Here is a 13,687-nt window from a genome sequence, read left to right as displayed (position 1 = left end):
GAGATTTCTCTCACGGTTATCCAGGTCTTTTTTCGGATCACTAGTCCAGTTTGCCCCAACGTTCTTCCATGTCTTTTACGTTGTCTTTCGTAATGAGTTTGATAGGTGTCAGCAGCGCGTCTACTTTGCCGGCTGTACCGTTGTCCTGAGTGGAAACAGTACCGAGACCGCTTACAGCAGCTTTCCAGTCCTGCTTTTTCGCAACTGCCAGCGCAATCTTGTATGCTCCAAGTCCCAAATCATAAGGCTTTTTGTCGATATCCGCCCGAAGTTCACCTTTCAGGATCGACTGGGAAGCATCTTTATCAGCGTCTGATCCGATAACCGCTACATTGCCAATCAAGCCTTTGGCTTTCAGAGCTTGTACGGCCCCCATTGCCATGCCGGAGTTATTTGCCAGCACTGCATCAATTTTTTCGCCTTTTGCAATCAAGTTTTCAATGGTTGCCAACGCTTTATCGCGTGCCCAAGCCTGATGGGGTTGACTTGCAACAATCTTCACGTCCGAAACTTTGGAGAGAGCATCTTTGTTCCCGGCAGTGATTGCTTTTGCTACCGAGTTCCCTGCTTCCCCTTCCAGAATCACTACATTGCCTTTGTTGTTGATTTGTTTAAGGATAAACTCAGCCTGTGTTTGCCCTACTTTGAAGCTGTCTGCAGTTACGTACGCAACCACTTTTGCGTCTTCCGGCAGACGGTCCATTGCGATTACCGGAATCTTTGCGTCTTCCGCTTTCTTTACTATGTTCTTGGCCGTTCCGGTATTTACCGCGTGCAGAATGATCGCATCTACTTTTTGAGCAATCAGGTTCTCCACGTCAGCCACTTGTTTATTGGCATCGTTGTTAGCCGATACCCACTTGATTTCAACACCGTCTTTCTTTTCGTTGTCACGCATTGCTTTTTCCATAAACTTATAGACCGCTTCTTGAGAGGTTGCCACCGACACACCAATTACAATCTTCTTGGATTCTGAGGATGCCGGCTTATCCGTTCCATTTCCGGAGGAGGTCTGGTTCGCCCCGCAGCCGGCTAGAATAAGTCCTGCCATCAGAATCATTGACATAAAGAGAAATGCAATTCGTTTCATTGTATTGCCCCCTTTAGGCTGAATTTTATTTTCACCACGATTTAATAAGCAACTCTCATGCCAACAATCTGTGTAAACGATGAAACCCCTTACAAAACGTAGACTTGGAAATTTCTTGCACACAAAAAAGACACACATCTGATACATGTGTGTCGAATGTGTTTGCAAAAGCTTATTCCGTATTTTTACGGAAATGCTCATCAAAATCACTCTTTGTCATGAGACAGTAATTCCGCTCCTTCATTGCAAGGACAAACAGGTCGACCAGCTTCCTGTCATAACGGATGTCACAGGATTTGTAGAGTTCTTCGACTGCCCGTTCCGCAGACATCCCTTCCCGATAAGGGTCTTTTGATTCAATTGCACGGGACATTGCCAGAATGAAACCTGCAAGCGTTTGTTCCGACTGATGATGCAGCTCAACAATCTGTTGATACAACCTTTGTGTCTCTTCCGTAACCTTCCGGGAGTTTACAATGATCCGGCCTATGTAAATACAAAGCAGAAATACCCCAACAGGCATGACGATTCCTTCTAAAATAAAGTCCTCAATTCCTTCAAACCGCAGTTCTTCCAGCCTGTGATCCCAGATCGGGTAGGTAAACAGACCAAAAGCGATTAGACTCCAGAAATATCCTGTTCTTTCGCCGTAAACGGTTACAATATAAGCGATTGCAGGACCGTACAAAACAAACAGAGATTCCGCAAAAGTTATGGATTCAGTGGAGAGAGCGATGCAAAATAACAATCATAATAGAGAGCAATAAACCAGGGCGACCACCAGTAACGTCCGGTAAGCTTAAAGATCGTAACACTCAGAAGTCGTTGCATCGCTTCCATCCAAGAACCTCCGGCCAGTTTTCTATAGTAATTATTCTACAATTTATAACAAATACCTCTTTTTGTTAATAGGGTTTAACCGCAAATAAAGAAAACTTGGCATTCGCCAAGTCCTTAGACTTGTGAATGCCTTAGTTCCTATCGACCAAAAAGAGCATGTAATATTTTACACGCTCTTATGTTGCTCTATTTCGTCTTATTCGGGATGTCCTTCACACCATGCCGCTTCTCTAATTCTGACTGGATATCATCAAACGGTATCCCTTTTTGTTTGAGCAGCACCAGCAAGTGGTAAATTAAATCGCCTGTCTCCGCAATCAGCTCTGTGGAATCATCGTTTTTGGCCGCAATCACCACTTCGGTCGATTCTTCGCCGATCTTCTTGAGGATCTTATCAAGTCCTTTTTCAAACAGATACGTGGTATAAGCCCCTTCCGGACGTTCCTTATAGCGAAGTGCAATTGTGTCAATCAATTCCTGCAGAATCCTGAATCCGGAAGTACGGTTGCCGCCAGTCTCTCCATTCGAAGTTCCGACGACCACCTCTTCAAAAAAGCAGGTGTATTCGCCCGTATGACAAGCCGCCCCGGTTTGCGTGACTTCCAGAAGCAGTGTATCCTGATCGCAATCATAGGCAAGACGGTGTACTTGCTGCACATGACCGGATGTGGCTCCCTTGTTCCATAGTTGATTGCGGGAACGGCTCCAAAACCAGGTTTGACCGGTTTCGATCGTTTTAAGAAGGGATTCCCGATTCATATAGGCAAGCATCAACACTGATTTGCTCTCGAAATCCTGAATGATGGCCGGGATCAAACCCCGTTCATCAAACCGCAAATTGTCGATCCATTCTTTACTTTGCAGCTGCAGACTCATCGGATCGGCACCCCCTTTTTCTTCAAATAGCTTTTCACTTCACCCACTGACGTTTCTTTAAAGTGAAAAATCGAAGCTGCCAAAGCCGCGTCCGCTTTGCCTTCAGTAAACACATCATAAAAATGCTCTTTGTTCCCTGCACCACCCGATGCGATCACCGGAATGGAAACTGCCTCCGATACCAGCCGGGTGAGGGGCAGATCATAGCCGTCTTTTTGTCCGTCCTGATCAAAGGATGTCAGAAGAATTTCGCCTGCACCGAGCGAATCTGCTTTTTTCGCCCATTCGATCACACTCATGCCGGTCGGGGTACGCCCCCCGTTGATCAACACTTCCCAATCGCCTTTTGCCTGGTCGTACCGTCCGTCAATCGCCACCACGATACACTGCTGACCGAACCGTTTGGCCCCATCCGTGATCAGCTGCGGGTTCTTGACGGCGGATGTGTTCATCGAAACTTTATCCGCACCCGCTTTTAAGATCTCCCGGATATCCTCGACGCTTGAGATGCCTCCCCCAACTGTAAAGGGTATAAACACCTGCTCCGCAGTTCGGCGAACAATATCCATCATGGTCGATCGACCTTCGACCGAGGCGGTAATGTCCAGCAGGACGAGTTCGTCCGCTCCCGCTTCCTCGTAATAAGAAGCCAATTCGACCGGATCTCCCGCGTCCCGCTCATTGGTTAAAAACGACACATTTTTTACGACACGGCCGTTTTTTACGTCAAAACAGGGGATAATGCGCTTTGTTAACATTACGCTTTCCCTCCGTCGACATCCAGGATCTGTTTCACCTGCGTAATGGCACTTTGCAAATCGATGCTTCCCGTATAGAGCGCTTTGCCGATGATCGCTCCGGCAACCCCAGTTTGGCGGTATTTCGTAAGCTCCAGCAAATCATTCGTCTCTTTGACGCCGCCTGAAACGATCACTTTTAGTCCGGTTTGCTCAGCCAAATCAATGGTAGCTGCGAGATTCGGCCCCGTTAATGTACCATCTCGAGCAATATCGGTAAAAATCACCCGGGACGCACCCCACTGCTTCAACTGCTTGCCCAATTCCACGGCAGAGATGTCGGACGTTTCCAACCAGCCGTTAACAGCTACCCAACCATTTTTTGCGTCGATTCCAATTGCGATCTTTTCCCCATATTCCACAAGAGCCTGTTTCACAAAATCAGGTTCCCGAACAGCAGCAGTCCCGAGAATACAGCGAGCCACTCCCAAAGAGAAAAGAGCTTCCAATGTCTCGCCAGTCCGAATTCCGCCCCCGACCTGTACGGGCACCGGAACACTTTTTACAATCTCTTCGATCACCGGGCGGTTTTTGGGAGATCCTTCTTTCGCTCCATCCAAATCGACCACATGGATAAAATCCGCCCCCTGCTCCACCCACTGGCGAGCCACTTCGACCGGATTGTCATTGTAGACGGTTTTCTCGTCATAATCCCCGCGAAGCAGACGAACCGCTTTCCCGTCCAGAATGTCGATCGCGGGATATAAGATAAATTCGCTTTTGCTCATAGTAAGACTCCTTCCTTGCACATCCTACCGAAGTTGTCCAGCATTCGGAGTCCGACGGCCGAGCTTTTTTCCGGATGAAACTGAATGCCAAAAATATTTTTGTACCCGACCACGCCCGGTACCTCACCGTGATAATCGCTGCTGGCAAGAATCACGTTCCGGTCTGTCGGATCGACTAAATAACTGTGGACGTAGTAGACATAATCATCTTGCTTGACACCCTCAAGCAGCGGATGCTCTCGTTTGAGGTTCAGCGAATTCCAACCAACCTGCGGGATCTTGAAATCCCCTTTAAAACGCTTAACGTGACCGGAAATCAAGTTCAGCCCGGTATGATGTCCATGTTCTTCCGACGTGGTAAACAATAACTGCATGCCAAGACAGATTCCTAACAACGGTTTGTCTTGTTCCGCAAAGTTTTTTACAGCCTCGACCAATCCCAGTTCATGCAAATGAAACATCGCGTCCCCAAACGCACCTACACCCGGAAGCAGGACACCGTCCGCCGCTTCCACCTCACGCGGGTGACTGGTGACAACCGCTTTATGGCCGACCTTTTCAAATGCTTTCTGTACCGATCGCAAGTTCCCCATACCGTAGTCAACAATCGCGATCATTATGTTACCTCCCCGCTACAGCGATCCTTTGGTTGACAAAACACCTTTTATGGTTTCGTCTTTTCTTGCAGCCTCTGCCAACGCACCGGCAAATGCTTTAAAGATCCCTTCAATCATGTGATGTGTATTGGTGCCGTAATGCAGATTGATATGCAGAGTAACACCTGCGTTAGCCGTAAATGCCTGGAAGAATTCAAGCACGAGTTCGGTCTGGAAATTACCGACTTTTTCTGCAGGGAACTGCGCATTAAATACCAGATAGGAGCGGCCGGAGATGTCAACCGTCACCTGAGCCAGCGCTTCATCCATCGGTGTGAAGCGGTTGCCGTACCTGCGTATTCCCGCCTTGTCGCCTATTGCCTGTTTGAATGCCTGTCCCAAGCAAATTCCGATATCCTCGACCGTGTGATGATCATCGATCTCAATATCTCCTTTTGCATCCACATCCAGATCAAAACCGGAGTGTTTTACAAACAAATCCAGCATATGTTTGAGGAAAGGCACAGGTAATTCAAGCTGCCGCCTGCCTTCCCCGTCAAGATTCAACTTTAGGGCAATCTGTGTCTCAAACGTGTCCCGTTTGATTTCTCCAATTCGGTTTGCGCTCATGGTCGTCACTTTCCTTCCTTTTGAAGCCGGATGCGGACTGCGTTTGCATGTGCCTCGAGTCCTTCCGCCTCCGCCAGTGCAATGATCTTATGTCCATGATTCAATAACGAAGTCTTGCTGTAACGAATCAAAGATGTCTTCTTCAGGAAGTCGTCCACATTTAACGGTGAGGAAAAACGGGCGGTTCCCTCTGTCGGAAGCACGTGGTTGGTGCCGCAATAGTAGTCTCCGACCGGCTCTGTTGAATAAGCACCTACGAAAATTGCACCTGCATTCACAATCCGGCCAATCCAATCATCCGGATTTCCCACAATCAGTTCCAGGTGCTCCGGAGCCACTCTGTTTGCAACATCGACAGCTTCCGCCAAATCGGCCGTCACCACGATCGCACCCATGTTGCGGATCGAGACTTCGGTGATCTCCCGGCGCGGTAGAGCGGCTAGTTGCCGCTCAAGTGCAACGGCCGTTTTTTCTGCCAGCTCACGTGACGGAGTCACCAGAATCGCTTGTGAAGTTTCACCGTGTTCCGCTTGCGACAGCAAATCGGCTGCGACATACTCCGGATCGGCCGTATCGTCGGCCACAACCAAAATATCGGACGGACCCGCAATGCTTTCGATGCTGACTTTTCCGAAAACGGCTTGCTTCGCAAGAGCGACATAGATATTCCCGGGACCCACAATCTTATCAACCGGACGAATGGACTGAGTACCATACGCCAGAGCCGCTATCGACTGGGCGCCACCTACACGATACACTTCGGTAATACCCAACTCCTGCAAAGCCACCAGAACACCGGGGTTTACATTTCCCTCTTTGTCAGGCGGTGTCGCCACAACGATCTCGGGCACACCGGCCACTTGTGCAGGAATCACATTCATCAGTACTGTCGAAGGATATGAAGCGGTTCCTCCCGGAACATAGACTCCCACCCGCTGCAGCGGACGAACCAGCTGTCCGAGCGTAGTCCCCTCTTCATCCATCATCAAATAAGACTGGCGGCGTTGAGCCTCATGGTAACGCCGAATATTTGCAATCGCATCACGCAGCGCGTTCACGAATTCCGGAGCGACCTGGTTGTAAGCCTCTGCAAAAGCAGCCTCCGGCACCCGAAAATCAATAAGTTCAGCCCCATCAAACCGCCGGGTAAATGCCCGCAATGCTTGATCCCCGTACTGACGGATATGTTGAATGATATCAAGGACGGTTTCCCGTTCTTTTTCATAGGGTTCCGCTTCTTCCCGTTTTAGCGAAAACTCCTTTGCTTCTACAATTCGTATCATACCTGCTCCCCCCTGCCGAGGATGGCTTGCACTTTCTGTTCTGTCACCTGACGCAACCCTGTGACAAAATTGTCGATCTGCTCACTTTTCAACCGGAAGCTCATACGGTTGGCCACTACGCGTGTGGTGATCTGAGCAATTTCCTCCTGGATGACCAGTCCGTTTTCCGCCAGTGTGCGGCCTGTTTCGACCAGATCTACAATCCCGTCCGCCAACCCGATCAATGGCGCCAATTCAACGGAACCGTTTAAAAAGATCACTTCCACCTGTTGACCCTGATTGCGAAAATGGTTGGTTGCAATTCGCGGATATTTGCTGGCCACCCGGCTTACCATTCCGCCTTTGGTACCCGGCAGACCGCATACGCACATACGGCAGCGCCCGATGCCAAGATCAAGCAGTTCATACAGATCACGTTCTGCTTCAAGAAGCACATCTTTGCCGACAATTCCTACGTCTGCTACACCGTACTCTACATAAGTCGGAACATCTACAGGTTTCGAAAGGATATATCGAACAGTACGATCGGATGATTCAAGAATCAGCTTGCGGGATTCTTCAATGTCTTCCGGTACCGGAATCCCTGCCTGCTGCAAAAGGCGCAGTGTATCTTTCATGATGCGTCCCTTTGACAGAGCGACCGTTAACTGTTGACCATCTGTTGGTGTCATCGGAATTTTCCACCTTCCGCCTGAAAAACTTGATAGAAACTGTGAAGCTTTACGTCATTGGTTTGCAGGCTGCCTGCTTCCAATCGAACCGGGTCAGAACCTTCAACAACCGGCACTTTTTCATCCCGTGCAATCAATTTCGTGGAAACCGGAATCCCTTGTCTTCTAAGAAAAGAGGCAAAATGAAGGGCCGGTTCACGATCTTCCTCCGGATAACATAGCAGGTAGCGTGCATCCGGGGAAAAAGCCCCTTTTTTCTCAAGAATCTCCAGTATTCTTTCAATCCCTATAATAAAACCGGTCGCAGGAGCTTTCCGGCCAAACCGTTCAATCAATTCGTCATAACGTCCGCCGCCGCAGATCGGAAAACCCATCAGCGGCGCATAGCCTTCAAAAACAGCTCCCGTATAATAATTCAATCCCAAGAGCAGGCTCAGATCAATTTGAACATGGTCTGTAACACCATGGATCGCAAGAACTCGCCAGATGTCCTCCAAATTCTGCAAAGCTTCCCGGGCTTGCGGATTGCTCGTCAATTCTCCGGCTTTTGCAAGAACTGTCACACCCCCCCGAAGCCGGGGGATCTGGAGCAGAATGGAGGAAGCGGGCTCGGTCACTTCCAGTGCAATTGTCCGCTCATATGCGACATAATCTTTATCTGCAAGCGCACTTTGCAGCCGATCCCGGATCGCTTCATCCACGACGTATTCCTGCAGCAGCCCGTGTACAAAACCGACCTGTCCCAAGGCAAGCCGGAATCCTTCAAGACCAATGGCCTTTAGAGTGGATACGGCCAACGCCAGCATCTCGGCATCTGCATCCGGAGAAGCATCCCCGATCAGTTCGACACCCGCCTGCGTAAACTCCGCATCCCGCCCGGCAACCAATTCCTGCTGCCGGAAAATATTCGCTGTATAGGACAAACGGATGGGCAGTGGCGAGTCCTTCAACAAGGAAGCGACCACCCGCGCGATCGGAGATGTCATATCCGCACGCAATGCCACCATTCGGCCCGAACGCTCCACAAACTTAAAAACCCGGTCTTCCGCTCCCCGGATCCCGGTTTGAAACGTGTCCATGTATTCAAACATCGGCGTAATAATCTCCCGATATCCCCAACCGGCAAAACTTTTTGAGATCTCCCGCTCAACCTGTCGCTTATTGGCGGCGGTATCCGGTAAAAAATCTCTGACTCCCTGCGGTTTCTCAAACAATAACGGCTTCTGCATCCAGTATTCACCTACCGACGCTTTAGTTTGCTAATATACTAAAGTATGATTTCAAATGTTAGCATGATGCGGGGGATATGTCAATCAACAGCCACATTCTATTCGGCTTGCAGTTCCCGAATGATACGTACCGGATTTCCGGCAGCAAATACCCCGGGAGGAATGTCGCGGTTCACAAGCGAACCGGCACCGATGACCGCCCCGTCTCCTATGCTCACACCCGGAAGAATGGTCGTGTTCGCGCCAATCATGACTCGATCCCCAATTATCACATCGCCCAAGCGGTACTCTTCAATCAGGTATTCGTGGGCGAGAATCGTGGAGTTATAACCGATAATCGAATTGCTGCCCACCCGGATCCGTTCGGGGAACATGATATCAAGCATCGCCATTAGACCAAATGCCGTTTGATGTCCGACCTGCGTCCCTAGAAATGTTCTATACAGCCAATTTTTCATGCCAAAAAAAGGTGTGTAGCGAGCAATTTGGATCACAATGAAGTTTCGGGCCACCTTCCAGAAAGGCACGGTCTTATACAATTGCCAAAGTGAATTTGCTCCCTGCACCGGATACCGGTTCGTTCTTCTCATACTACCCCCGCACAATCTCCACTAATTGTTTCATGTCCTCGATCAAATAATCAGGTTTATAGCGTGTTAAACCTTCACGCCCCCGCAGACTCCAAGCAACTCCACAGGTAGCCGTCCCGGCAGATTGACCGCCCAAGATGTCATAGGGAGAATCCCCGACCATCAGCGTTTTAACAGGATCCGCCCCCAATCTTTTCATTGCCAACAGGAGAGGTTCCGGATCCGGTTTATGCTTTTCCGTATCTTCAATTGTTATGATTGTCCCCATATATCGTTCCAAGCCAAAACGACGGAGTCCCATTTCCGCAGTCAACCGCATTTTGCTGGTGACGACCGCCATCCTGCAGCCCAGATTTTTCAGCTCTTCCAATACCTCTTGCACATCCGGAAAAATCGCAACCAGCCGATCGTGTTGTTCCACGTTGTAATTGCGGTAGGTTCCCGCCATTTCGGGGACCCGCTCAGGTTCCGCCCAACGCCCCAACTGCTTCACAAGTGGCTCCCCCATATACGGAAGAACATCCTTCCTCGTGTACCGACCCGGAAAATAATGTTCAAGCGTATGTTCAAAAGACTGTAAAATCAATTCATTCGTATCGATCAATGTACCGTCTAGGTCGAACAAGATATACGGATATCTCACAATAGTCCTCCACATCTTTTATTATGCCTTACTTTCCATTGCTGACCGCCAGATTCTGAATGACCCGTCGCTCTCGCCATACTCTGGACAACACTGCGGTTATAATAACTGCAGCCGCAAGCCGTGTGCCGAGAAGCAGCCATCCGTTAATTCCCAGAGGAACAAATAATAGCGTATCCTCAACCACTGCATGACACAAGATCAAAAAAATAAACATCAAGTACAGTTCACGCCGAGTCAGATTCTCCTCCTGAGTAGACTGGAGAATCACACCCGCTCCGTACGCCAGCCCAAAAAACAATCCCGCAAGAAGCGGAACAGCCGCTTTCTCCGGCAATCCCAACAGACGGGTGACAGGCCGCATCCAACCTGCCATGGAATCAAGAAACTTGATTTCCTTCAGGATTTGAATGACAAACATGAGCGGAATCACAATCAAAGCCAACTGCCAGACCGCTGTCCACGCTTTCTGAAAGAGTTCAGCCAGGAAAATCGAAAGTTCCATGTTCCAAAAGTAGGGATCGAAAACGACTTCCCCCATTTTGCCGGAAACTGGCACTGCATTTGCAGGAGCAAACAACCGAATCACGGCTGCAGAAAGAAATGCGGTTCCAACTCTTGTCAAACAAATCACGGTCGCTGATAACCCTGCTCTTTTGGACACGGCAGTTTCCACAAAGAGATTATGGGCGAAACTCAACATGACCGCTAATACGAATATTTCGTACGAGGTAAGAGGCAGTACGAACATGGCGCCAATCGCCGCATACAAATTCAGAATAAATCCCAATCCCAGGACGACCGCCGCCTCACCCGGCAGCCCCAGCCAGTTCATAACAGGTTGAAATAAGGTCACAATCCATTCAATTGCGGGTGTATGCTTGAGTATCGTTACCAGCATGGTGACTGGAACAATTACTTTACTAAGTACCCAAGTGGTTCTTAATCCTGACCACAATCCGCGTTTCCAGACACCACGATCCATTCCGTTCCTCTCTCCTGTCACCACCCATCAAAGTGACGCTAAGCATAGTAGTTCATTCCGAGTACTTTGATGGGGGCCCAAAAATAATATATTCCGCAATAAGTATAACAAAAAAGGGTCCCGTATGAGACCCTTCTGCCTTACATGTAAGGAGCCGGATTGACTCGAACGCCATTGACCAGCACTTCATAGTGAAGATGCGGACCCGTCGAGTTGCCCGTCGAGCCGACACCTCCAATTACAGTGCCCTTCTCCACTTGTTGGCCAACCGAAACCTTAATCGAGGACAAGTGTCCATAAACACTCACAACGCCATTTCCGTGACTAATCCGGATTACGTTGCCATATCCCCCGTCCCATCCGGCAAAAACGACTCTTCCATTGTTGGAAGCATAGACAGCAGTGCCAATGGGCGCACTGATATCAATGGCAAAATGCTGACTGCTTCCTCGCCATTCGCCATATGTAGAGGAGATAGTCCGGGAGGCCACCGGCCATGCCCAATCGCCTGACACTTCTGTAGGAACCTTGGTTCCGCGCAGGATAACCTTGTCTGTTTTTTCTTTAACAACCTGCTCGGACAGTACAATTTCTGCGTAGACGTTTCCGTTCTTCTTACGGATCTGGACTTTTTGCGTTTTCTCACCGGCTTGCCCTTCGGTGATCACACGCTGTTCTCCTTTATTCAAAGAAGCATCGTCCCGATACTGTGTTTCATATTCGATCGGCACAGTGCGGGTAATTTCCTCCACTACTTCAACGGTAACGAACGGCTCAACCGAATTGATGGCAATCTCTTGACCTTCCTGCAGAGCATTTTCGTTTGCGATCTCGGGATTGGCTGCCTTCAATTTATCAACGGTTGTTTGGTTTTTCGCCGCAATGGTCCAAAGGGATTCACCACGCGAGACCAAATACTTTTTCGGTTTTTCCCGCCCCTCCAGCAGGATTGCTGCGGCCGATTCCAAGGAGCGAACCTCGTCTCTATTGACACGCATCGTCTGAAAATCAATAGTTTGCATGATTTTCACTTCTTTGACGGCCTTGTCACCAGAGGCGAATTTCGCTTTAATCTTTTCAATTGTTGCTTTTGCGGTTGCCATATCTTTAACTGCCGCAACGTCCTGACCATCCACTCGGATCATGATTGCCTGTACATGAGGATTCACAGCTTCATTCATCGCGAACGAAACTTCCGCTTCCGAAGTACCGCCTGCCAAACGCTGATGAACCGGAACCAACGAAACAGAAACCTGCAGTTTGTCACCTAGTGAAGCAATTTTGTCATAAACAAAATTCGGGTCTTTGACATCTCCCACATATTGCCCGTCAACATAGACCTTGTAGTACAAGTCCGTCTTCCCAACACTCTCTTGGATCGCCAGAGCCCCGAAAGTGGTCAGGGCTACCAACACAACCACCGCCGCTGTCTTTCGAACGGTAAAAGTTTTACTGACCTGCTCCTTAATTTGCCGGACAATATTCTTCGTATCCATTTGTGACAGCTGTTCAATTGTATATTCTTTATTGGCGACGGCGATTGAGCGAAGATGTGTGTGCCATCCAGTTTGTAATTCCGCCATGCCTCAACCTCCTTTGGCCTAGTAAACTATATATGTACGCCAAAGTCTCTTTATTCGATAGAAATCGACTCGATCCTGCAGGATAATTATTTCAATTTGGTTACAAAAATGTCGAAAAAAGAGTGACGCCAATTTCAATTGGCGTCACAGGCTGTGTTCCTGCTCTTCAATTGCGATCATCAATTTATCCGACAAATCTTTTGCAGCGTTATAACCCATTCGTTTCAGACGTTGATTCATAGCGGCCACTTCGATCAGAACCGCCAAGTTTCTTCCCGGCATAACAGGCAGTGACAGGCATGGCAGATTAGTATCCAAAATTCGGGTCGTATTTTCGTCCAGCCCCAGCCGATCGATCATCATATTTTCTTTCCACATCTCCAACCGAATCACGCACTCAATCTGTTTTCGTGTCCGTACCGCGCCGGCTCCAAAGAGCGTCATCACGTTTAATATGCCAAGGCCTCGGATTTCCAAAAGATTTTTCAAAAGGTCAGGAGATTCCCCCATCAAAACGCCATCTTCGACCTGACGAATTTCCACCGCATCATCCGCCACCAATCGGTGTCCCCTTTTAATCAGTTCCAATGCGGTTTCGCTCTTGCCGATTCCGGATGACCCGGTGATCAAAATTCCTATTCCATAGACATCGACAAGCACTCCATGGACCTGGGTTTCCGGAGCCAATTTTAAATCCAGAAAACGCTGCAGGCTTCCAGCCAACTTGGTTGTATTAAACTTCCCTCGCAGCACGGGAAGTTGATAACGACTGGCTGTTTCCAGGAGCAGACTTGGTAATGCTTGATCCCTCGACACCACGATACACGGAGTCTGGGCGAAATGACAGAGGGCATCTGCCCTTGCACGCTGATCGTGTTCCTGCATCGAATTGTAAAATGCCAATTCGGTTCGCCCTAACAATTGAACACGCTCCGCCGGATGATAGATAAAAAATCCGGCCAGTGCCAAGCCGGGTCGATTGATATCACTGACGGTAATCTCCCTGCTGATATCCGCTCCCGGGTTGAGCAGTACGAAATCAAATTCCTCAATCAGGTTTTTCGTCTGTAATCTTTTGTTCAAGCTGCTCACCCTTAAGTAAAAAATAACTTCCGTGTTTAGGATACCAGATGTACCCCATAACAC

16 protein-coding genes are annotated in these 13,687 nt (G+C 48.9%); all 16 read right to left on the bottom strand.

The genetic code is table 11. From position 1 onward, the window contains the following. Positions 1-40: 40 nt before the first annotated feature. The 16 genes from ACFO8Q_RS13295 to hprK all read right to left on the bottom strand — a co-directional run bounded on the left by ACFO8Q_RS13295 (position 41) and on the right by hprK (position 13,624). Complete coding sequence (locus tag ACFO8Q_RS13295) at positions 41-1,090, bottom strand: substrate-binding domain-containing protein (protein ID WP_380026298.1); 1,050 nt, start codon at positions 1,088-1,090, stop codon at positions 41-43. A gap of 172 nt (positions 1,091-1,262) precedes the next feature. Further along, the gene (locus ACFO8Q_RS13290) at positions 1,263-1,778 is read right to left on the bottom strand and encodes a hypothetical protein (RefSeq protein ID WP_380026297.1); all 516 of its coding nucleotides are present in this window, start codon (positions 1,776-1,778) and stop codon (positions 1,263-1,265) included. A gap of 23 nt (positions 1,779-1,801) precedes the next feature. Then, positions 1,802-1,930 (bottom strand): hypothetical protein, encoded by a 129-nt coding sequence (locus ACFO8Q_RS13285; RefSeq protein WP_380026296.1) that lies wholly within the window; start codon positions 1,928-1,930, stop codon positions 1,802-1,804. A 186-nt stretch (positions 1,931-2,116) separates the two neighbouring features. Then, positions 2,117-2,806, bottom strand: a complete 690-nt coding sequence (gene hisIE, locus ACFO8Q_RS13280; protein WP_380026295.1) for a bifunctional phosphoribosyl-AMP cyclohydrolase/phosphoribosyl-ATP diphosphatase HisIE — start codon at positions 2,804-2,806, stop codon at positions 2,117-2,119. Next, on the bottom strand, positions 2,803-3,564 hold the full coding sequence (gene hisF / locus ACFO8Q_RS13275; RefSeq protein ID WP_380026294.1) for an imidazole glycerol phosphate synthase subunit HisF: 762 nt from the start codon (positions 3,562-3,564) through the stop codon (positions 2,803-2,805). The genes hisIE and hisF overlap by 4 nt, the downstream gene beginning before the upstream one ends. Then, on the bottom strand, positions 3,564-4,331 hold the full coding sequence (gene hisA, locus ACFO8Q_RS13270) for a 1-(5-phosphoribosyl)-5-[(5-phosphoribosylamino)methylideneamino]imidazole-4-carboxamide isomerase (protein ID WP_380026293.1): 768 nt from the start codon (positions 4,329-4,331) through the stop codon (positions 3,564-3,566). Before hisA ends, hisF begins: the two co-directional genes overlap by 1 nt. Next, positions 4,328-4,948 (bottom strand): imidazole glycerol phosphate synthase subunit HisH, encoded by a 621-nt coding sequence (gene hisH / locus ACFO8Q_RS13265; RefSeq protein ID WP_380026292.1) that lies wholly within the window; start codon positions 4,946-4,948, stop codon positions 4,328-4,330. The genes hisA and hisH overlap by 4 nt, the downstream gene beginning before the upstream one ends. Before the next feature lie 15 nt (positions 4,949-4,963). After that, positions 4,964-5,557: an imidazoleglycerol-phosphate dehydratase HisB gene (hisB, locus tag ACFO8Q_RS13260; RefSeq protein WP_380026291.1), complete on the bottom strand. Its 594-nt coding sequence runs from the start codon at positions 5,555-5,557 to the stop codon at positions 4,964-4,966. Between the two features lie 5 nt (positions 5,558-5,562). Continuing rightward, a complete protein-coding gene (gene hisD, locus ACFO8Q_RS13255) occupies positions 5,563-6,837 on the bottom strand; it encodes a histidinol dehydrogenase (protein WP_380026346.1) in 1,275 nt (424 codons plus the stop codon). Then, the gene (gene hisG / locus ACFO8Q_RS13250) at positions 6,837-7,511 is read right to left on the bottom strand and encodes an ATP phosphoribosyltransferase (protein ID WP_380026290.1); all 675 of its coding nucleotides are present in this window, start codon (positions 7,509-7,511) and stop codon (positions 6,837-6,839) included. Before hisG ends, hisD begins: the two co-directional genes overlap by 1 nt. After that, positions 7,508-8,740 (bottom strand): ATP phosphoribosyltransferase regulatory subunit, encoded by a 1,233-nt coding sequence (hisZ, locus tag ACFO8Q_RS13245; RefSeq protein ID WP_380026289.1) that lies wholly within the window; start codon positions 8,738-8,740, stop codon positions 7,508-7,510. The genes hisG and hisZ overlap by 4 nt, the downstream gene beginning before the upstream one ends. A gap of 98 nt (positions 8,741-8,838) precedes the next feature. After that, the gene (locus ACFO8Q_RS13240) at positions 8,839-9,330 is read right to left on the bottom strand and encodes an acyltransferase (RefSeq protein WP_380026288.1); all 492 of its coding nucleotides are present in this window, start codon (positions 9,328-9,330) and stop codon (positions 8,839-8,841) included. 1 nt (position 9,331) lies between these two features. Next, positions 9,332-9,973: a pyrophosphatase PpaX gene (gene ppaX / locus ACFO8Q_RS13235; RefSeq protein WP_380026287.1), complete on the bottom strand. Its 642-nt coding sequence runs from the start codon at positions 9,971-9,973 to the stop codon at positions 9,332-9,334. A 28-nt stretch (positions 9,974-10,001) separates the two neighbouring features. Continuing rightward, on the bottom strand, positions 10,002-10,958 hold the full coding sequence (locus ACFO8Q_RS13230; RefSeq protein WP_380026286.1) for a nucleoside recognition domain-containing protein: 957 nt from the start codon (positions 10,956-10,958) through the stop codon (positions 10,002-10,004). Between the two features lie 140 nt (positions 10,959-11,098). Then, positions 11,099-12,541, bottom strand: a complete 1,443-nt coding sequence (locus ACFO8Q_RS13225) for a peptidoglycan DD-metalloendopeptidase family protein (protein WP_380026285.1) — start codon at positions 12,539-12,541, stop codon at positions 11,099-11,101. A 144-nt stretch (positions 12,542-12,685) separates the two neighbouring features. Beyond that, positions 12,686-13,624: an HPr(Ser) kinase/phosphatase gene (hprK, locus tag ACFO8Q_RS13220; RefSeq protein WP_380026284.1), complete on the bottom strand. Its 939-nt coding sequence runs from the start codon at positions 13,622-13,624 to the stop codon at positions 12,686-12,688. Positions 13,625-13,687 lie beyond the last annotated feature (63 nt).

This window comes from Effusibacillus consociatus (assembly GCF_042652925.1).
Taxonomy (GTDB): domain Bacteria; phylum Bacillota; class Bacilli; order Tumebacillales; family Effusibacillaceae; genus Effusibacillus; species Effusibacillus consociatus.
This window is presented reverse-complemented; position numbering and strand designations above follow the sequence as displayed.

Coding starts and splice junctions, on each gene's coding strand:
- hisB (WP_380026291.1), bottom strand. CDS start 5,557: ATGAGCGCAAACCGAATTGGAGAAATCAAACGGGACACGTTTGAGACA.
- ACFO8Q_RS13285 (WP_380026296.1), bottom strand. CDS start 1,930: ATGGAAGCGATGCAACGACTTCTGAGTGTTACGATCTTTAAGCTTACC.
- hisG (WP_380026290.1), bottom strand. CDS start 7,511: ATGACACCAACAGATGGTCAACAGTTAACGGTCGCTCTGTCAAAGGGA.
- hisH (WP_380026292.1), bottom strand. CDS start 4,948: ATGATCGCGATTGTTGACTACGGTATGGGGAACTTGCGATCGGTACAG.
- ACFO8Q_RS13240 (WP_380026288.1), bottom strand. CDS start 9,330: ATGAGAAGAACGAACCGGTATCCGGTGCAGGGAGCAAATTCACTTTGG.
- hisIE (WP_380026295.1), bottom strand. CDS start 2,806: ATGAGTCTGCAGCTGCAAAGTAAAGAATGGATCGACAATTTGCGGTTT.
- ACFO8Q_RS13295 (WP_380026298.1), bottom strand. CDS start 1,090: ATGAAACGAATTGCATTTCTCTTTATGTCAATGATTCTGATGGCAGGA.
- ACFO8Q_RS13225 (WP_380026285.1), bottom strand. CDS start 12,541: ATGGCGGAATTACAAACTGGATGGCACACACATCTTCGCTCAATCGCC.
- hisF (WP_380026294.1), bottom strand. CDS start 3,564: ATGTTAACAAAGCGCATTATCCCCTGTTTTGACGTAAAAAACGGCCGT.
- ACFO8Q_RS13230 (WP_380026286.1), bottom strand. CDS start 10,958: ATGGATCGTGGTGTCTGGAAACGCGGATTGTGGTCAGGATTAAGAACC.
- hisA (WP_380026293.1), bottom strand. CDS start 4,331: ATGAGCAAAAGCGAATTTATCTTATATCCCGCGATCGACATTCTGGAC.
- hisZ (WP_380026289.1), bottom strand. CDS start 8,740: ATGCAGAAGCCGTTATTGTTTGAGAAACCGCAGGGAGTCAGAGATTTT.